The organism is Mesorhizobium monacense (assembly GCF_056781675.1).
Genome location: NZ_CM165567.1, coordinates 5,490,610 through 5,510,004 on the forward strand (window position 1 = coordinate 5,490,610; position 19,395 = coordinate 5,510,004).

16 protein-coding genes are annotated in these 19,395 nt (G+C 64.8%); 10 read left to right on the forward strand and 6 right to left on the reverse strand.

Annotated features, from left to right (window positions below):
• The first annotated feature begins 9 nt into the window (after window positions 1–9).
• From AC1RUK_RS26210 to AC1RUK_RS26255, 10 genes are all read left to right on the forward strand, one after another.
• Window positions 10–618 carry a CGNR zinc finger domain-containing protein gene (locus tag AC1RUK_RS26210; RefSeq protein WP_481838323.1) on the forward strand — a complete coding sequence of 203 codons (609 nt, stop codon included), beginning with the start codon at window positions 10–12 and terminating at the stop codon, window positions 616–618.
• Window positions 611–1,138 (forward strand): hypothetical protein, encoded by a 528-nt coding sequence (locus AC1RUK_RS26215; RefSeq protein WP_481838322.1) that lies wholly within the window; start codon window positions 611–613, stop codon window positions 1,136–1,138. The genes AC1RUK_RS26210 and AC1RUK_RS26215 overlap by 8 nt, the downstream gene beginning before the upstream one ends.
• Window positions 1,139–1,351: 213 nt before the next feature.
• The gene (locus AC1RUK_RS26220) at window positions 1,352–4,825 is read left to right on the forward strand and encodes an indolepyruvate ferredoxin oxidoreductase family protein (protein WP_481838321.1); all 3,474 of its coding nucleotides are present in this window, start codon (window positions 1,352–1,354) and stop codon (window positions 4,823–4,825) included.
• A gap of 141 nt (window positions 4,826–4,966) precedes the next feature.
• Window positions 4,967–7,279: a putative bifunctional diguanylate cyclase/phosphodiesterase gene (locus AC1RUK_RS26225; protein ID WP_481838320.1), complete on the forward strand. Its 2,313-nt coding sequence runs from the start codon at window positions 4,967–4,969 to the stop codon at window positions 7,277–7,279.
• 179 nt (window positions 7,280–7,458) lie between these two features.
• Complete coding sequence (locus tag AC1RUK_RS26230) at window positions 7,459–8,223, forward strand: N-acyl amino acid synthase FeeM domain-containing protein (protein ID WP_481838319.1); 765 nt, start codon at window positions 7,459–7,461, stop codon at window positions 8,221–8,223.
• Window positions 8,224–8,350: 127 nt separating this feature from the next.
• Window positions 8,351–8,500, forward strand: coding sequence for a DUF3096 domain-containing protein (locus AC1RUK_RS26235; protein WP_006202401.1), 150 nt, complete (start codon window positions 8,351–8,353; stop codon window positions 8,498–8,500).
• Window positions 8,501–8,665: 165 nt separating this feature from the next.
• Window positions 8,666–8,890: an aa3-type cytochrome c oxidase subunit IV gene (locus AC1RUK_RS26240; protein ID WP_436170337.1), complete on the forward strand. Its 225-nt coding sequence runs from the start codon at window positions 8,666–8,668 to the stop codon at window positions 8,888–8,890.
• 85 nt (window positions 8,891–8,975) lie between these two features.
• Window positions 8,976–10,253: a Re/Si-specific NAD(P)(+) transhydrogenase subunit alpha gene (locus AC1RUK_RS26245; protein WP_481838318.1), complete on the forward strand. Its 1,278-nt coding sequence runs from the start codon at window positions 8,976–8,978 to the stop codon at window positions 10,251–10,253.
• Window positions 10,250–10,672: an NAD(P) transhydrogenase subunit alpha part 2 gene (locus tag AC1RUK_RS26250; protein WP_481838317.1), complete on the forward strand. Its 423-nt coding sequence runs from the start codon at window positions 10,250–10,252 to the stop codon at window positions 10,670–10,672. The genes AC1RUK_RS26245 and AC1RUK_RS26250 overlap by 4 nt, the downstream gene beginning before the upstream one ends.
• 1 nt (window position 10,673) lies before the next feature.
• On the forward strand, window positions 10,674–12,071 hold the full coding sequence (locus AC1RUK_RS26255; RefSeq protein ID WP_481838316.1) for an NAD(P)(+) transhydrogenase (Re/Si-specific) subunit beta: 1,398 nt from the start codon (window positions 10,674–10,676) through the stop codon (window positions 12,069–12,071).
• A 77-nt stretch (window positions 12,072–12,148) separates the two neighbouring features.
• Here AC1RUK_RS26255 and AC1RUK_RS26260 read toward each other — a convergent pair whose 3' ends face one another.
• The 6 genes from AC1RUK_RS26260 to AC1RUK_RS26285 are packed head-to-tail and all read right to left on the reverse strand — an operon-like array spanning window position 12,149 to window position 19,213.
• On the reverse strand, window positions 12,149–12,613 hold the full coding sequence (locus AC1RUK_RS26260; RefSeq protein WP_481838315.1) for a MarR family winged helix-turn-helix transcriptional regulator: 465 nt from the start codon (window positions 12,611–12,613) through the stop codon (window positions 12,149–12,151).
• Window positions 12,610–13,194, reverse strand: a complete 585-nt coding sequence (locus AC1RUK_RS26265) for an amino acid synthesis family protein (protein WP_481838314.1) — start codon at window positions 13,192–13,194, stop codon at window positions 12,610–12,612. Before AC1RUK_RS26265 ends, AC1RUK_RS26260 begins: the two co-directional genes overlap by 4 nt.
• A complete protein-coding gene (locus tag AC1RUK_RS26270) occupies window positions 13,187–14,068 on the reverse strand; it encodes a UPF0280 family protein (RefSeq protein WP_481838313.1) in 882 nt (293 codons plus the stop codon). The genes AC1RUK_RS26265 and AC1RUK_RS26270 overlap by 8 nt, the downstream gene beginning before the upstream one ends.
• Window positions 14,068–15,606 carry a 6-hydroxynicotinate reductase gene (locus tag AC1RUK_RS26275; RefSeq protein WP_481838312.1) on the reverse strand — a complete coding sequence of 513 codons (1,539 nt, stop codon included), beginning with the start codon at window positions 15,604–15,606 and terminating at the stop codon, window positions 14,068–14,070. The genes AC1RUK_RS26270 and AC1RUK_RS26275 overlap by 1 nt, the downstream gene beginning before the upstream one ends.
• On the reverse strand, window positions 15,603–18,356 hold the full coding sequence (locus AC1RUK_RS26280; protein WP_481838311.1) for a molybdopterin-dependent oxidoreductase: 2,754 nt from the start codon (window positions 18,354–18,356) through the stop codon (window positions 15,603–15,605). Before AC1RUK_RS26280 ends, AC1RUK_RS26275 begins: the two co-directional genes overlap by 4 nt.
• Window positions 18,353–19,213, reverse strand: coding sequence for an FAD binding domain-containing protein (locus AC1RUK_RS26285; RefSeq protein WP_481838310.1), 861 nt, complete (start codon window positions 19,211–19,213; stop codon window positions 18,353–18,355). The genes AC1RUK_RS26280 and AC1RUK_RS26285 overlap by 4 nt, the downstream gene beginning before the upstream one ends.
• Between the last annotated feature and the right edge of the window lie 182 nt (window positions 19,214–19,395).

Sequence of the window (19,395 nt, forward strand, 5' to 3'; positions counted from 1 at the left end):
ATTTTCGGCATGACAGTCTCCTGGACTCCGCATCGCTTCACCGGCGGCATCCTCGCGCTCGACGCGGCGAACACGGTCGTTTTGCGGTTCGATCCGGAAAAGACCTTCGACCGCTTCGACAATCCGGCCGAGATCGCCCGCTTTGCCGACGCGGCAAGCGGTTTTCGCGCCACGGAGCTTGGTGGGCGTCGCGTGGAGGCGCCATCCCCGGTGGAAATCGCACCGGTCGTGCTGTCGATCCGTGAGACGACCGACCGCCTGTTTCGCCATGCGGTGTCGAAAGGCGCTCTGGCCACCGGCGATCTGCCCGGGTTCCTGCAAGCCTGCGCCGACGGCCTGGCCGGCAGCCGGACCGAAATCGGCGCCCGCGGCCGGCCGTTCGGCGATCCTGCGACACCGATCGCTTTCGAGGCAGCACTTGCCGTCTCGGCGCTGTCGCTGCTGCGCGACGATACCCTCGCCAGGCTCAGGATCTGTCCCAACTGCAGTTGGCTGTTCGTCGACCGCAGCCGCAACTCCAGCCGGCTCTGGTGCGACATGGCGGTCTGCGGCAACCGCCAGAAGGCAAACCGCCACTATCGCCGCCGCACGGCGGCCAGGGAGGTCACCAATGTCTAGGACATATTCGCGTTCGATGGTTCTCGGCGCCGCCTTGCTGGCGGCAGCAGTGCTTGGCGCCTGCCGCGACTCCGGCAAGGAGCAGCTGTTCGCCATTTCCGGCAAGTTGTTCGAGTTCAACTACCGGCTGGGCATCGCCACCTATGTCATCACGCTTAACCCGCTGCGGCCGATGGGCGAAGGACAGGTTGCCGTGGTCAGTTTCCAGAACCCGGCCGGTGGCGATCCGATCATCGTCAATCAGAAGATCTGGCCGAAGCTGCCGTATATAACGCTGACCAGCCCGCCGCTGACCTGCGTGGTCAAGGACAAGCCCTATGCGGTGTCGATCCGCATCGAAGATTCCAGCGGCACGCTTCTGCAGAGCTTCGAGACGACGCTGACCTCGTCGCTGGATCAGTCGATCCTGCCCGACCGTCCCCTGGTGGTCGGCCCGGTCTACGAGCTCAACAAGGACATGGTCGGCCATGTCGACGGCAAGCTGCCGGGCGAGCCGAAGCCGGATTGCTCGAAGGCCTGACACGCCAGCAGCGGTTCGGCCGCCGGAACTTTCTTCGCGGACCGCCACGGCGCAATTTTCATACGCTCAAGCGTGCACCCCGGATCGTTCGTTGCGCACTGCCTGGCACCTTCGATTTTGTTTGACCTCCCCTCCAAAGGGGAGAAAGACTGCGGCATCCGACTCCTACGTTGGCTGCGCGCTCCTGCGCGGCCACCGCAGAGGAAATGCCTGATGACGCTGCACGACGTCGCGCTCGACGACAAGTTCGATCTTGGAAAGGAGCGCATCTTCCTCTCCGGCGCGCAGGCCGTCATCCGCATGCTGTTGATGCAGCGCGAGCGCGACCGGCGCGCCGGCCTCAACACAGCCGGCTTCGTCTCGGGCTATCGCGGCTCGCCGCTCGGCGGCCTGGACATGCAGCTGTGGAAGGCCAAGAAGCAGCTCGCCCAATCCGACATCGTCTTCCAGCCCGGCCTCAACGAAGAGCTTGCCGCCACCGCCTGCTGGGGCACGCAGCAGGCCGAACTCCTGGGCGAAGGCACGCATGACGGCGTGTTTTCGGTCTGGTACGGCAAGGGGCCGGGCGTCGACCGCTCCGGCGACGTGTTCCGCCACGCCAACCTCGCCGGCTCCTCGAAGCATGGCGGCGTGCTTGCCCTGATGGGCGACGACCACATGGCCGAATCCTCGACCAACGCGCATGCCACCGAGTTCCTGTTCGTCGACACCATGGTGCCGATCCTCAATCCCGCCGGCGTCCAGGAGATCATCGATTACGGGCTCTACGGCTTTGCCATGTCACGCTTCGCCGGCACATGGGCGGCGATCAAATGCGTCAAGGACAATATCGAATCGACGGCTTCCGTCGACGCCTCGCTAGAGCGGCTGAACATCGTCGTGCCGGAGTTCGAGATGCCGCCCGGCGGCCTCAACATCCGCCACGAGATCGACATGCTCGGCCAGGAAGAGCGGCTGCACGAATACAAGCGCACTGCTGCGTCCGCCTTCATCCACGCCAACGGGCTGAACCGGATCGTCTATTCAGGCGGCCGCAAGCCAAAGCTTGGCGTCATCACCATCGGCAAGAGCTATCTCGACGTCCGCCAGGCGCTGGAGGATATCGGTATCGACGAGGCGGCGGCCAACCGCATCGGCATCAGGCTGTTCAAGGTCGGCTGCCCATGGCCGATCGACCTGGAGCATATCGCCGAGTTTGCCCGCGGCCTCGACACCATCGTCGTCGTCGAGGAGAAGCGCTCGCTGATCGAGGTGCAGCTGCGCGAAAACCTCTACGGCACCGCCACCCAGCCGGTCATCGTCGGCAAGAAGGACGAGCGCGGCGACTGGCTGTTCCCGGCCAAGGGCGCGCTCGATCCCAACGAGATCGCGATTACGCTCGGCGAGCGGATCCTGCGCACGATCGGTCCGTCGGAAGAGATCGCCGCGCGGGTGGCTAAATTGCGCCAGTTCCAGGCGATGCTCGCCGACACGTCGGACATCGCCTCGCGCACGCCGTTCTTCTGTTCCGGCTGCCCGCACAATTCCTCAACCAAGGTGCCAGACGGCTCGCTGGCCGCCGCCGGCATCGGCTGCCACTTCATGGCGCTGTGGATGGACCGCAACACTGTCGGCTTCACCGCGATGGGTGGCGAGGGCGCGCAATGGGTCGGCCAGGCGCCGTTCTCCAAGCGCGACCATATCTTCCAGAACCTCGGCGACGGGACCTACAACCACTCCGGCGTGCTGGCGATCCGCTTCGCGCTGTCGACCGACGCCAACATCACCTACAAGATTCTCTACAACGACGCCGTCGCCATGACCGGCGGCCAGCCGCATGAAGGCGGCCTGACCGTCGACATGATCGCCAGGCAGGTGCGGGCCGAGGGCATCGAGCGCATCGCCGTCGTTACCGACGAGCCGGACAAATATGCCGGCAAAGCCGAGTTTCCGGCCGGCGTCACCATCCATCACCGCGACGACCTCGACCTCGTCCAGCGCGAATTGCGCGCGGTCAAGGGCATCTCCGTGCTGCTCTACGACCAGACCTGCGCCGCCGAAAAGCGCCGCCGCCGCAAGCGCGGCACCTTCCCCGATCCCGACAAGCGCGTGTTCATCAACGAACTGGTCTGCGAGGGCTGCGGTGATTGCGGCGTGCAGTCCAACTGCGTCTCGATCCAGCCGGTCGAGACCGAATTCGGTCGCAAGCGCAGGATCGACCAGTCGAGCTGCAACAAGGATTTCTCCTGCGTCAATGGCTTCTGCCCATCCTTCGTCACCGTACATGGCGCCAGGATCAGGAAGGCCGAGGGCACCGCCGGCAAATCCGATCCGCTCGACGGCGTGCCGGCGCCGGCCGAATTCCCGCTCGGCGAGCAAGGCTGGGCGGCGATCATCGACGGTGTCGGCGGCACCGGCGTCGTCACCATCGGCGCCGTGCTCGGCATGGCTGCTCATCTCGAGGACAAGGGCTGCGGCATGATCGACATGGCCGGGCTCGCCCAGAAGGGCGGCTCGGTGTTCACCCATGTGCGCATCGCGCGCACGCCCGACGATATCCACGCAATCCGGGTTTCGGCCGGCAAGGCCGATCTCGTGCTGGGCTGCGACCTCGTCGTCTCCGGCGCCCAGAAGGTGCTGGCAGCGGTGCGCGAGGGCCACACGATCTTCCTCGCCAACACCGCCGAGATCATGCCGGGCGAATTCGCGCGATCGGCTGACTTCTCGCTGCCCGTCGAACGTCTGAAGAAAGCTATCCGCACGGCTGCGGGCGACGACAGGGCGCACTTCTTCGATGCCACCCGCACCGCAACCGCTTTGTTCGGCAACTCGCTCGGCGCTAACATGTTCATGCTCGGGTTCGCCTTCCAGCATGGCGGGCTGCCGCTGTCAGCCGAGGCAGTCGAGAAGGCGATCGACCTCAACGGCGAAGCCGTGGCGATGAACATCGCCGCCTTCCGCTGGGGCCGCCGCGCCGCCCACCAGCCGGATTTCGTACGCGGTCTCATCGCCCAGCCGGGCAAGGCGGCCAGCGCGATCGCCGAGACTGTGGACGACATCATTGCCCGCCGCGTCGCCTTCCTGAGCGCCTATCAGAACGCCGCCTATGGCAAGCGCTATGCAGACAGGATCGCCACGCTGCGTGCGGCCGAAGCCAAGGCCGTGCCGGGTTCGACCGCGGTCACCGAGGCTGCCGCAAGGAACCTGTTCAAGCTGATGGCGATCAAGGACGAATACGAGGTGGCGCGGCTCTACACCGACGGCTCCTTCGCCGCCGAACTGTCAAAACAGTTCCAGAGCTACGAAAAACTCGAATTCCACCTGGCGCCGCCGATCATGGGCCGGCGCGGCAATGACGGAAAGCCGCGCAAATCGAGCTTCGGCCCGTGGATGATGAAGGGATTCCGCCTGCTGGCGGCGATGAAAGGCCTGCGCGGCACCGCTTTCGACCCGTTCGGCTATGGCGCGGAAAGGCGCATGGAGCGGCAGCTTCTTGCCCAGTACGAGGCCGACCTCGCGCTTGTCGCCGCGTCGCTGGCGCCGGGCCGGATCGAGGCTGCCGCCGCGCTCGCCTCGGTGCCGGCGCTCATTCGCGGTTACGGCCATGTCAGGCAGGCGAGCGCCGAAAAGGCCGCCGGAGAACGCTCGCGGCTGCTCGAACGCCTGGCAAAAGTCCCCGCAAAGCCCGAACTTCAGGCCGCCGAGTAAGCCGATACGCCTTGTTTATCTGAAGACCAGTTTCCCGGGCTTGCTCCGGGGAAGAACTTGACGGCAGGGTCTGAAACGGCCTCTCTAAACCTTTCTTAAGGCGAATATGACATGACTGCGGTTCGTGCGACACCGCGGGCCATGCAAGAACACAAAACCGGAGAAATAGGTGAGGACGTCTATGCTGGGTTCGTGCGATCGTTGTTCAACGATCCCGGAATCCTGCTGATCGGCGCTTTTTGCCACGGACTCATCGGTGTTCTTGTCTATTTCACCTCAAAGCATCCGGCCTACCTCGCTTTGGCGGCAGTCATGCTCGCCGCCGGCCTTTACCGCTATTACGGCATCCGCAAGGGCCAGCGCGAAGGCAATTTCGACAGCTATGAAGCGGCTAAGACTTGGGAACGCTACTATCTGGTCGGCGGCACCATCCAGGCTTTCTTCATGGGGCTTTTCTGCCTCACGACCATCTACCTCATCCCGGATATGTTCGGAGAAAGTGCTGCGATCGCCGTCATAATGGGCTCGACGGTGACGATCGTCGGTCGCAATTACGGCTCCAAGACCATGGTCGCGGTGCAGGCTTTCACGGTCGTGCTGCCGATCGCGATCGGGCTGATGCTCAAGGGCGACGTGCCTACCTTCATCCTCGGCCTCTACATCGTGCCGTTCATCTTCATCATCACCCGAATGGCCGCTCACGTCCGCACGGTGCTTTTCGACGCCATTTCGGAGCGCAAGACCGCGGCCAAGCTGGCCGAACGCTTCAACCGGGCGCTGAACACAATGTCGCATGGCCTGGTGATGCTTGGCCCCGACGGCAAGGTGGTGGTCGGCAACGCCGAGGCCGCGCATCTGATGTCGCTCAAATCGCCGAACCAGCTGCTCGGGCGATCGATCCATTCGCTGCTCCTGCGCGGCGTTGCCGGCGGCATGCTGGCGCCGAAGGATTGCCGCTATGTCGAGGCGCAGCTGACGCGGGCGCTGCGCGAAGGGCGCGACCGCAAGGTGCTGGTTTCCTTCTCCACCGGCCAGCACTACGAGTTTTCGGCCCGCGAAGGCAGCCAGGATCTGGGCGTCATCACTTTCGAGGATGTCACGGCCCGCGTCGAGGCCGAGGAAAAGATCCGCTTCATGGCGCGCTATGACAGCCTAACCGGGCTGCCGAACCGCGCCTATTTCCACGAGCTGGTCGGGGAATCGATGGCCTCCGGCGACCGCGACCGTCTCTGCGGCCTGGCCGTGCTCGACCTCGACGATTTCAAGAGCGTCAACGACACGCTGGGCCACCCGGTCGGCGACGGGCTGATCTATGCCGTCGCGGAGCGCCTGGCGGCGGTTGCCGGACAAGGCATAACCGTCAGCCGCTTCGGCGGCGACGAGTTCATGGTCTTCTTCGACCGCGTCGAGGACGAAAGCCACCTGACCAGCCTGCTCGACCAGATTTTCGGCGACCTGCAGGGCGAAGTCGACGTCGCCGGACATGGGCTGCGCATCCAGGCCAGCGCCGGCGCGGTGCTGTCCAAGGTCGAGGACACCGACGTCGACGCCATGATCGTCAAGGCGGACCTGGCACTCTACAAGGCCAAGGAGCTCGGCAAGAACAACTGGCGGCTGTTCGAGGCCGCGATGGACGCCGCCTTCCGCAACCGTCAGCTGATGAAGGCGGACCTACGCAGCGCCGTGGAGGCCAAGGGCCTGCGCGTGGTCTATCAGCCGATCGTGTCGATGAGCACGATGCGCATCGCCAGCTGCGAGGCACTGTGCCGCTGGGACCATCCCGATCTTGGGCCGGTTTCGCCCAGCATCTTCATTCCACTGGCCGAGGAGATGGGCATCATTTCCGAGATCAGCACCTTCGTGCTTCAGGCGGCCTGCGCGGAATGCGCCAAATGGCCCGACCAGACCAGCGTTTCGGTGAACCTTTCCGCCAAGGATTTCCGCAACAGCGACGTCATCCAGAAGGTCCGCGACGCGCTGGTCACGTCCGGGCTCGCGGCCGCCCGCCTGGAGATCGAAGTCACCGAAACCGCGCTGCTCGACGACAAGTCGCTGACGCGGCAGTACATCGAGGAGCTGAAGCAGCTTGGCGTGCAGATCGCGCTCGACGATTTCGGCACCGGCTATTCGAGCCTGAGCTACCTCCACAAGCTGCCGCTCGACAAGATCAAGATCGACCGTTCGTTCCTGATGGACGTCACCCAGAACCCGCGCTCGCTCGACCTCTTGAAGGGCGTCGTCGACCTGACGCGGATTCTCGGCCTGACTGTCACCGTCGAAGGCGTGGAGACCTTCGAACAGCTCAAGATCCTGCTGCATTCGGTGAAGCCGGACCTGGTCCAGGGCTTCCTCTTCGGCGCCGCGCTCAGCGCATCGGGCATCGAGACCATGTCCAACGTGACCTGGCCCTTTGCCGCGGAATTGCGCCCGGTCGCAAAGCGCGCCACCACCTGATTCACCCAGATCCACGATCACGCTTGAAAAGCCGGCTCAAGAGGAGTTGAATTGTCAATGGCGTTAACCAATTGTTAAGGTTAACCTTCGGTAAACGCAGACGATCGTAATTTTATCTTCTTGTTCATTCTGTCGTCCGATATTGTTCTCCTGCGGTGGTACGAGGGAAGAATATGGACATGCGTGAGTCAGGTCTGCCTGCGGCGGCTTCGGCGGCCAGGCCTCAGCCTCCTTCGCTCTTCGCGCGCAACGTGCTCGAACTTCTGGAGCGGGTCGAGTATCGGCGCTGCGAGAGTGGCGAGGATTTCGAAGCGATCTCGCGGCTGCGCTACAAGGCGTTCCATTCACACGGCCTGCTTGACACTATTGTCGAGCAGAAGCTTTCCGATCATCTGGACGAAGTCCCGAACTGCTATTGTTTCGGCGTTTTCATGGACGGCGAGCTTGTCAGCACCGTCAGGCTTCATCACCTGACCCGCGAGACCCCCGAAGCGCCAATCATGACGGTGTTCGGCGACAGGCTGCTCCTGCGCCTGGCGCGGGGCGAAACCTTCATCGATCCCAGCCGGCTGGCGGTCGACCCGCAACTGTCGTCGACTCACCGGGCCCTGCCCTACGTCACGCTGCGGCTCGCGGTCATCGCCAACACGTTCTTCAATGCGACGAGTTGCATTTCGATGATCCGCGAAGAGCACACGGCCTTCTATCATCGTATCTTCGGCTCGGTGCAGGTCGGCGAGCCGCGCATCTATCCGCCTTTCACCATGCCGATCTTCTTCTATGAATCGCTGTGCGAGCAGAACATGGCGCCGACGCTGCAGCGCTACCCGTTCTTCCACTCGACGGCGCTGGAACGGCGCATGCTGTTCGCGAAGGCGCGGACCGGCGAGCTTGCACCGCTGACCATCCTGCCGACGGCCAAGTATTTCCCCGAAGCCGCCTGAGCCTTCACGGTCTTTGTGACAGCACCGGCAAGGAGCTTTCCGGCCGTGCCGGCGTTGTCGTGGCGACAGATACCGTCGCTGCATCGGCTGAGGACGGCGGACAGCAACTCGAGAAAGGACCAAGAACATGACCATTTCCGCGATCGCGCTCACCCCTTTGATCTCGCTGATTGCAGGCGTGCTGATCCTGGTGATGCCGCGGCTTCTGAACTACATCGTCGCGATCTATCTGATCATCGCCGGCCTGCTCGGACTGTTCCCGCACCTGGCGGGCTGAGATCTGGACCCGTCACTCCCCACGAAAGCCAGGGACCCCGCCAGGGCGGGACGGCTTTCAACTTTCCTTTGAGGCTGTTGTCTCCGGCGATGCGGCAATAGCGCCATTGCTCTCCGCCCGGCTTTTCGCTATGTGCCTCAAAGATGTCTTCGAAGGGGTATTCCTATGGCTGAGCACACGCCGTCCGGTCCTGTCGAACTGGGCGCGAAGATGGACTATGCCGAGCACGACCGCACCTATACGGGCTTCTTGGCGCTGGCCAAGTACGGTTCGCTCTTTTGCCTCGCCATAGTTATCGCGATGGCGTTCGGCTTCTTCGTTGGCGGTTTCTTCTCGGCGACCATCCTCTGCGCCCTGATCCTGGCTGCCGGCGCCTTCATTCTCCGATAGACTTTCCGAAATCCTTCGCCAGGGACGCTGCCGGAGGGTCCGGCCGGCGTCTTGCGCAACAGGCTCCAGCCGAAAGGATCATGCGGTGGGACAGACGGTTTTCATCCCTCGTGAACTCGACGCGAACGAGCCGCGCGTCGCGGCCTCACCCGATACGGTGAAGCGGCTGGCAGGGCTGGGTCTCGACGTGGTCGTCGAAGCCGGCGCCGGCACGGCCTCGCGCATTCCGGACGAAGAGTTCGCCAAGGCGGGCGCCGCGATCGGCAAGGCCGGCGATGCGGCCAAGGCCGATGTGGTGCTGAAAGTGCGCCGGCCGACGGATGCGGAGCTGAAGGGCTACAAATCCGGTGCGGCGGTCATCGCCATCATGGACCCCTATGGCAATGATGCGGCCGTCGCCGCTCTGGCCAAGGCAGGCGTCACCGCCTTCTCGATGGAATTCATGCCGCGCATCACCCGCGCGCAGTCGATGGACGTCTTGTCCTCGCAGGCCAATCTCGCCGGCTACCAGGCGGTGGTCGACGCGGCCGCCGAATATGACCGGGCGCTGCCGATGATGATGACCGCGGCCGGCACGGTGCCGGCGGCGAAAGCCTTCATCATGGGCGTCGGCGTCGCCGGCCTGCAGGCGATCGCCACGGCGCGCCGGCTTGGCGCCGTCGTCACCGCCACCGACGTGCGTCCGGCGGTGAAGGAACAGGTGCAGTCGCTCGGCGCAAAGTTCCTGGCGGTCGAGGACGAGGAATTCAAGGCGGCCGAGACGGCTGGCGGCTACGCCAAGGAAATGTCGAAGGAATACCAGGCCAAGCAGGCGGCACTGACCGCCGAGCACATCGCCAAGCAGGACATCGTCATCACCACGGCGCTGATCCCCGGCCGTCCGGCGCCGAAGCTGGTGTCGGCGGCGATGGTCGCCTCGATGAAGCCAGGGTCGGTGATCGTCGACCTCGCCGTCGAACGCGGCGGCAATGTCGAGGGCGCCGTGCCTGGCAAGGTCGTGACGACCGCCAACGGCGTCAAGATCGTCGGCCATCTCAACGTGCCGGGCCGCGTCGCCGCTTCGGCCTCGCTGCTCTATGCCAGGAACCTCTTTGCCTTCCTGGAGACGCTGGTCGACAAGACGACGAAGACGCTCGCCATCAAGCGCGATGACGAGCTGGTCAAGGCAACCATGCTGACCGATGCTGGCCGAGTGGTGCATCCGGCCTTCGCCAAGGCGGCCGAGCCGCATGTCGAGCCGGCGGCAGTCCCGGCGAAGACCATGGTCGCCGACGCGTCGGTGAAGAAAGCCGCGCCGAAAAAGGCAGCCGACAAGAAAGCCGCCACGGGCAAGTCCGCTGCCAAGCCGAAGGGGATCGCATGATGGACGCCTTGCAGAAAGCTCTCGACCAGCTCGACCAGGCGACCGCCGCCGTGCGGCTCGCCGTACAGGATCTGGCCACGGCGCCCGGCACCGAGGCGGCGCGTGACGCCGCGCATGCTCTCTCCGGCGGCGCCATCGACCCGTTCGTCTTCCGTTTCGCCATCTTCGTACTGGCGATCTTCGTCGGCTACTACGTCGTGTGGTCGGTCACGCCGGCGCTGCACACGCCGCTGATGGCCGTCACCAACGCCATCTCCTCGGTGATCGTCGTCGGCGCGCTGCTTGCCGTCGGCATTTCGGCGTCCGGCATTGCCACCGGCTTCGGCTTCGTTGCGCTGATGCTGGTGTCGGTCAACATCTTCGGTGGCTTCCTCGTCACCCAGCGGATGCTGGCCATGTACAAGAAGAAGGACAAGTGACGTGAACGCCAACTTCGCTTCCTTCCTGTATCTGGTCTCCGGCATCCTGTTCATCCTGGCGCTGCGCGGCCTGTCGCACCCGACCACCAGCCGCCAGGGCAACATGTACGGCATGATCGGCATGGGCATCGCCATAGCCACGACGCTGGCGCTGGCCACCCCTACGGCCGGTGGCTTCGGCCTGATCGTGCTCGGGCTGCTGATCGGCGGTTCGGTCGGCGCCGTCACCGCGCGCCGCATCGCCATGACCTCGATGCCGCAGCTGGTCGCCGCCTTCCACTCGCTCGTCGGCCTTGCCGCCGTGATGGTGGCGGCCGCCGCGATCTATGCGCCGGAAAGTTTCGGCATCGGCACGGTCGCCGACATCCATGCCCAGGCGCTGATCGAAATGAGCCTTGGCGTGGCCATCGGTGCCATCACCTTCACCGGCTCGGTGATCGCCTTCCTCAAGCTCGACGGCCGCATGTCGGGCAAGCCGATCATGATCGGCGGCCGCCATTTCATCAACATCGCGCTCGGCATCGCCCTCGTCGTGCTGATCGTGCTTTTGGTCACGACCGAATCCAAGCTGGTGTTCTGGCTGATCGTGGCGGCTTCGCTGGTGCTCGGCGTGCTGCTCATCATCCCGATCGGCGGCGCCGACATGCCGGTGGTCGTCTCAATGCTGAATTCCTACTCGGGCTGGGCGGCGGCGGCACTCGGCTTCACGCTCGGCAATCTGGCGCTGATCATCACCGGCGCGCTGGTCGGCTCGTCGGGTGCGATCCTGTCCTACATCATGTGCAAGGGCATGAACCGCTCGTTCATCTCCGTCATCCTCGGCGGCTTCGGCGGCGAGACGGCTGCAGCGACGGACGACGGCATCGAGCGTACCGTCAAGCAGGGCTCGGCCGATGACGCCGCCTATCTGATGATGAATGCGCAGAAGGTCATCATCGTGCCCGGCTACGGCATGGCGGTCGCCCAGGCGCAGCACGCGCTGCGCGAGATGGCCGACAAGCTCAAGGCCAATGGCGTCGACGTCAAATACGCAATCCACCCCGTGGCCGGCCGCATGCCCGGCCACATGAACGTGCTGCTCGCCGAAGCCAACGTGCCCTATGACGAGGTGTTCGAGCTCGAGGACATCAACTCGGAATTCGCGCAGGCCGATGTCGCCTATGTCATCGGCGCCAACGACGTCACCAACCCGTCCGCGCGCGACGACAAGTCCTCGCCCATCTTTGGCATGCCGATCCTCGACGTCGACAAGGCCCGCACCTGCCTGTTCGTCAAGCGCTCGCTCGGCTCAGGCTATGCCGGCATCGACAACACGCTGTTCTACAAGGACGGCACCATGATGCTGCTCGGCGACGCCAAGAAGATGACGGAAGAGATCGTCAAGGCCATGGATCACTGAGTCGACCAGACGCCTCGCTGAAACGAAAAAGCCCGGCTTAGCGCCGGGCTATTTCGTGGTCCTTCAGGAAGTGCGTCCTACGCCAGCTTGGCCAGCAGCCGCATGAAGGTGGCGGCCTCCTTGGCGGAAAGCGGCGCCAGCGTTTCCTCGGTGATGTCGCGGGCAAGCGGGATCAGCCGCTCGATCGCATCGCGGCCCTCAGCGGTCAGATTGACCAGCAGGCGCCTTTTGTCGACCTCGTGCTTGGAAAGCTCGACCAGGCCGCGCGCCTTCAGCCGGTCGATGACGCCCTTCACCGTCGCCGCGTCCATGGCGATGAGAGTGCCGAGCTGGTTTTGCGAGGTCTCGCCGACGTCGTGCAATTTGGCCAGAGCAGCGAATTGCGGCGGCGTCAGATCGGCGATATGGGCGGCGAAGATCGCAACATGGCGCTGATGTGCCTTGCGCAGGATGAAGCCGACCTGCTCCTGCAGATGGTAGTCGTTCTCCTCGGGCTCTTCGGCCTCGACCAGCTTCAGCCTGACTTCCTCTCCGGCGCTCACCGCAGCCCATCCCAGGTCTTGATGTCCTTGGCCGCCAGACCGCCCATGCGATCGTGGATGCGCGGGCCGCAGGTCATCGCCAGACAGAACAGGATCTCATCGGGACGCGGCCCGTCGCTGACGCCGACTTCCATGGCGTCGAAATGGCTGCGCACATAGGCGGCGTTGATGTGGCCGAGCGGCACGTCAAGCTTCGAGCCGAAGGCGCCGACCTTCTTTGCCGACGGTACGATCGCCTTGGCGTCGCCGAGCCGCTCGCGCATCGCGTAACCGCCCGGTACGTGCCACAGCGCGCCATGCTCCAGTTCACCGGCGGAGCCGACGATGGCGCCCTTGCCGTAACCGTCGATCTGCTTCACGTCGCCGCCAAGTGCTGCGATCAGCCGGTCGGCGAGCATCAGCCCGAGCGGCTTCAGATCGTCCATGGCGCTCTGCAGATCCTCGACATAGCGGCCGGCGAAGGGGTTCTTCACCAGCGCCAGGGCCGCGGCGCGGCGGCGCGGCTCTTTTGGCGCAGGCCCGCCGTCGTGAAAGATTTCTTCCGTCAGAACCGCGATCTTGCGGATCGGAAACTCAGGCATGGGCAACTTCCTTCCCTGGGATTTTTGTAGGCGCGGCAAGCGCCATGGAACCGCTGATGCGGGTTTGGCCGGCAAGGAAAAGCGCCGAAGCTGATATCAGGCCATTTCGGCGAAAATCATCGGCGACAGCGAGCCCGCTGTCCAGTGCGGTGGCGATTTCTGCCGGTGAAAGCGGGCCGACAGCCGTCGTCACCAAGCGGTCGCCCAGATCGTTGTCGGGCGCCAGATCGCGTGCAGGCTCGCGCTTGATGGCGGGGTGATCGGGCAGATCGATTGCATTGGCGATCAATGTCGCGGCCGCATCGGCCTCGGCGCCGGTCCGTGCCAGCACGGTGACGGCATCGGCGATACCTAGCGAAAAGGAGCGGCCACGCCAGCCGCTGGTTGCGACACCGCGAATTCCGTCCTCGGCGCGGATGGTGATGCTGTCCGCGAGGCCGTGGCCGGTACCGGCAATGGCGAGGGTGATCGACTGGCCGGCGCCGAGATGAATGGCGCTGTCGCCGCCATTGTTGACATAGGCGCGGTCGAGCTTTCGGCCGGCAAGCAGAGCGGCAAGCACTTCGTCGGCTACCGAGCCGGCGACGGCGGCCATCGGCGTGATGAAGTTTTTTGACAGCGGCGCGACCGCCGCTTCCATCCGGTGTGCCGTCGGACCCGAAAACACGCGCGGACCAAGTCCCGCTGGTTTACGCAGTTCCGGCAGTTCATCGACCAACTCGGTCAGGATGGTCTGGAAACGTGCCACCGCCTGACCATAGGCGGCCCTGCATTCTTCGGCAGGGCCAAAAACCTCGATGATCAGATCGATCGGGCCGTGGTTGAGATGCAGCCGCCTTCCGTCATCAAGCCAATGCGCCTGCGGGCCGTTCATCAGCCGGCCCCGTTCGCCGCGCGCCGCAGCTGCGCCAGCGGTGGCCAGGGATTGCTTACCGGCGCACCGGTGCCGCGACGCGGATTGAGATATTCGCCGCCCTTGGCAAGGATGTCCTCGACACTGCGGATCTCGGCCTCGTAGCCGCCCAGCCTGACATAGTCGTCGCGGCGCAGCGTGAATTCGATCGGTGCCACCAGCGCCGGGGTCGGCACATAGCCGAAGGCGCCTTCCGGCACACGGGTGACGTCGACCATCAGTGTGATGCCACCGCCCGGCCAGACATAGACAGGCGCGCCGCCGACCGTGACGTAGGTCTTCAGGCCCTGCACCGAGCGGGTGAGATTGACCGGGTTTTCCGTGACGCCGGCGCGTAGCGAGCCGCCGGCGCCGCCGATGAACAGCACGGTGCAGAGCGCCGGCTCGCAATTCTCCTCGATCAGGCCGACCGACTTCTGCAGCCGTTCCGGGAACGGCTTTTCGACCGGCTTCAAATCGTCGTCGAGTTCGTAATAGGCGAACTGCTCGCCGGTGGTCGACACCATCAGCAGCGAAAGGCCGGGACGCGCCCCCTTCTTGGCATTCCACTCGCCGAGGATCGACAGCGGGTCGGAAATGCTCGTGCCGCCCCAACCGAGACCGGGCTCCGACACCTTGAAATAGCGGCCGGGCGTCGAACGGCGCCCGATGATTTTTATGCCGGTATCCTGCCAGCCCAGCACCTTGCCGGCCTGATGCTCGGAGACGACGCCGGTGATGTGGTCGTCGACCACCACCACTTCGTCGACCAGGCCGCGCCACTGCGTGGCGAACATGCCGATGGTGGCCGAGCCGCAGCCGACGCGCATGCGGTGCTCGACCTTGCCGTCGATGACGGGTGGTTTGCCGGCTTCGACGATGATTGTGGCACCGCCGTCGATGGTGAGTGCGACAGGCTTGCGGCTGCACAAATTGAGCAGTGCATCGCAAGTGGCGCGCCCCTCGGCCTTGGAGCCGCCGGTCAGGTGATGCACGCCGCCCAGCGACAGCATCTGCGAGCCGTATTCACCCGTCGTGACATGGCCGATGGCCTCGCCTTCCGCGCGCACGGTCGCCGTTTCGGGTCCGATATGGCGGTCGGTGTCGATCTTCACCTTGACGCCGCAATAGGAGAAGATGCCCTCCGTCACCACGGTGACGAGATCGACGCCCTCGACCTGCTGGCTGACGATGAACGGGGCCGGCTTGTAGTCGGGATAGGTGGTACCGGCGCCAATCGCGGTGACGAAACGGCGCCCGGTGTTGACCAGTTCGCCGTTCCACGCCTCGCCCTCGGCAACGAAAGGCACGACCGCGCCGCCGGTCTCGGCCGCATGGTCGAGGATGGTCAGCGGATCCATGCGCACGATGCGGCCGCCGACATTGCCGTAGCGGTCGCAGGCGCCGGTGCGGCCATCGGCGATGTAGCACATGACCGGACAGGCATCGCAGCGGATCTTCTCCGCCACCTGCTTTTCGCCGGGGTCGTGGGTTTCGAAACGTTCGGCAAGCTCGCTCATTGGCGTGCCTCCTTGTCGCGGATCGCCGCGCGGATGCGGCTCGGCGTCGCCGGCACCTTGGTGACCAGCACGCCCGTGGCGTGTCTGATAGCGTTGAGGATCGCCGGCGCCGTCGGGATCAGCACATGCTCGCCCAGCCCCTTGGCGCCGAACGGTCCTTCAGGATCGGGAACCTCTATCAAGATGGTCTCGATCGGCGGCACGTCGCCGATGGTCGGGATCAGATAGTCGTGCAGATTCTCGGTACGGCCGGGGATATATTCCTCCATCAGCGCCATGCCGATGCCTTGCGCGATACCGCCCTCGATCTGGCCTTCGACGAGCAAAGGATTGATCGCCTTGCCGACATCGTGTGCCGCGGTGATCTTGATCAGTTTGACCGTGCCGAGCTTGAGGTCGACCTCGAGTTCGGCGATCTGCGCGCCATAACCGTAGAGCGCATAGGGCTTGCCCTGGCCCTTGGCATCGAGCGGCAGCGTCGGCGGGTCGTAAGTTTCCTCGGCGACGAAGACGAGGCCATCGTTGTCGGCTTGCAGCGTCGAGAGATCGACCCGCCGCGTCGCTTCGCCCTCGCGGATGGCGAGACTCGATCCGTCAAGCGCGATCGCCGCCCTCTCAGAGACATTGGCGAAGCGCAGGATCGCTTCGCGCAGGGCACGGCCGGCCTTTTCGGCGGCCTTGCCGGTGACAAAGGTCTGGCGCGAGGCGGATGTTTTGCCGGCGTCAGGGGTGATGGCGGTATCGGCGCTCTTTAGCCGGAATTTTTCCAGTGGCAGGCCGAGCGCGTCGGCGCAGATCTGGGTGATGACCGTGTTCGATCCCTGGCCGATGTCGACGGCGCCCTGATGCAGGACGACCTCGCCCTGGGCCGAAATGCCGACCTTGATGGTCGAGGGGTTGGGCAGCGAAGTGTTGCCGCAGCCATACCAGCAGGAGGCGACGCCGACGCCACGTTTTTTTGTGCTGCTGCCGGCGTTGAACAGTTCCGTTTCGGCCAGGGCGCGCGTCCAATGCGGCTGCAGCGCCTCGAGGCATTCGGCGATGCCGACGCCGGAGTCCAGCTTTTGCCCAGTAACCGTTTCGGACCCGTTCCGAAGGCAGTTCTTCAAGCGGAAATCGAGCCTGTCCAACCCAAGCTTGCCAGCCAATTCATCGTAGAGCGTCTCCTGCATGATCGTCGCCTGCGGCACGCCGAAGCCGCGGAAGGCGCCGGAGATCGGGCCGTTGGTGTGTATGGCGCGGCCTTCGGCGCGGTAGTTCGGCGTGGCATAGGGGCCGGACGCGTGCACCGGCACGCGGTTGGCGACCGTCGGGCCCCAGCTGGCATAGGCGCCGGTGTTGAAATCACCCGAGAAAACCATGCCGGCGATGCGGCCGTCGGCATCGGCGCCGATGGTCGCCTGCATCTCGGCCGGATGGCGCTTGGTGGTCGAGATCATCGATTCATTGCGGGTATAGGCAAGTGCCGCCGGCCGTCCCGTCTTCATTGCCACAAGGCCGATGAGAGGCTGCAGCGAAACATCGAGTTTCGAGCCAAAACCGCCGCCGGTGGCGGTCGGCACGATGCGCACCTTGTCGACGGCAAGGCCAAGCACCTTGGCGGTGTCGTCGCGGTCCATGTACGGCGCCTGCGTGCAGGCGACGACGACCAGCGTGTCGCCGTCCATATAGGCATAGCCGGCTTCCGGCTCGATATAGGCGTGTTCGACATAGGAGGTGTCGATGGTGCCAGACACGATGGCTGCGGCGCCGGAGAGCGCCGCGTCTGCGTCGCCGCGCTCTACAAAACCGGAGGTGAGCAGGTTCGCCGGCCTGCGCTGGTGGATCAGTTCGGCGCCGTCGGCCTGCGCCTCACAGGGCTGCAGCAAATGGGGCAGTTCGGTCCAGGCGATCGGAAAATCCGCAAGGTCGAGATCGAGGATGGCCTCACGCTCGCCGGCAACCAGCGCCACCGCCTCGCCGCGAAAACGCGAAAACACTTCCGCCAGGGCGGGCTGGTCGGCGAAGGGGCCGATGACGCCGAAGCAGTTCCTTCCCGGAATGTCGGCGGCGGTGAAGACGCCGGCAACGCCGGGACGGGCCCTCGCCCAGGAATCCAGGTCGCCGAAGGTGAACCGGGCGTGATAGTGCGGCGAGCGGACCACCAGCACGGCAAGCGCATCGGCCGGGAAGGAATCGCCGCCAAATTTTTCGCCGCCGGTGACTTTGGGCAAGCCATCGAGGCGGACCGGCGAGGCGCCGACGGCATGGCCGGAACCGGGCATACGGTGATCGAGCCCATTGGCATGGCGTGAGGCATCCATCACCGCCGCGACGATCTTTCGGTAGCCGGTGCAGCGGCAGAGCACGCCTCCCAGCGCATCCTGTGTCTCGATCTCGTTCGGGAAAGGATTGTTTTCGAGAAGCGCGGTTGCTGCGACCAGCAGGCCGGGCGTGCAGATGCCGCATTGCGCAGCGCCATGATCGAGGAACGAGGCCTGCAGCGCCGACAGTTTTCCGTTGGCCAGGCCTTCGACCGTGGTTATCGCCGCGCCGGCTGCCGAGGCCGCCGGCATCAGGCAGGCGCAGACCGGCTCGCCGTCGACCAGCACCGTGCAGGCGCCGCAGTCACCGGCGTCGCAGCCGACCTTGGTGCCGGTCAGCCGCAAATCGTCGCGCAGAACCTGCGAGAGCCGCCGCACCGGCGGCACGGAGACGCTGACGGCGGCGCCGTTGACCTCGAAAGCGATGTCGGCGCGTTCGATACTCATGCCGCCACCTTGCCGCCGGCTGAATGGTCGATGGCGCCAAGCACGGCGCGGGCGACGATCTCGCGCGCCGCGTCCTGCCGGTATTCGGCGCTGCCGCGGACATCGCCAATTGGAGACAATTCATTCATCGGCGCGGATTGAACCGCAGCCGCGAGGGCATGGTTCGCGGGTTGGGCACGCAAGGCGGCTTCGACGCCGGCGAGACGTTTGGCTACCGCCGAGCAGGAACCGACGGCGATGGCGGCTTCGCTGACGATGCCGCCCTCGATGGTCAGGCGCGCTGCCACCATGGCGATGGAGATGACGAGATAGCGCCTCGCGCCAAGCTTTACGAAGGCGGATGTGCCGTCAGCAGCGGGTTTCGGGACGCGAATGGCGGTGACCATCTCGCCCGGCAGCAAGGCGGTGCGGCGATTGCCGAGGATAAATTCTTGCAGCGGCAGATGACGTGTCGTTTGTGCCGAGCGCAGTTCGACCTCGGCATCGAGCACCAGCAATCCCGGCACGCCGTCGGCAGCGGGCGAGGCGTTGCAAAGATTGCCGGCAATGGAGGCGACGTTCTGGATCTGGACAGACCCGACTTCGCGCGCGGCCTGCTTCAGAGCATCGAATGCGGCCGGCAGCGGATGGCGGATGAGATCGGTCCAAGTGGTGCGCGCGCCGACCAGCCAGTGGTTGTCGGTCTCGACAATGCCGCGCAACGCGGCGAGACCGTTAATGTCGAGGACATTGTCGCGAAAAGGCTTGCTGCCTTGTACCGGATAGAAATCGGTGCCGCCGGCAAGAATGCGCCAGCGATCCTCGCCAAGCAAAGCGAGCGCCTCGTCGACCGTGGTGGGTTTCGCGTAACGGATCACGCCCTACCTTCCAAAACAAAAGGGACCTTCCCAGAAAAGGGCCGCCTCGAAGGTGCCTCCCGACGGATCCTGCCGGCGTCCGGACCGGTCAAATTCATTCGTATGCAAATGATATCAAGCTGGCAGGAATTGTCAAAGCCAGAGTTTGCGCCGCGGCTTGCGTCGGTTGGGTCGGCACGCAT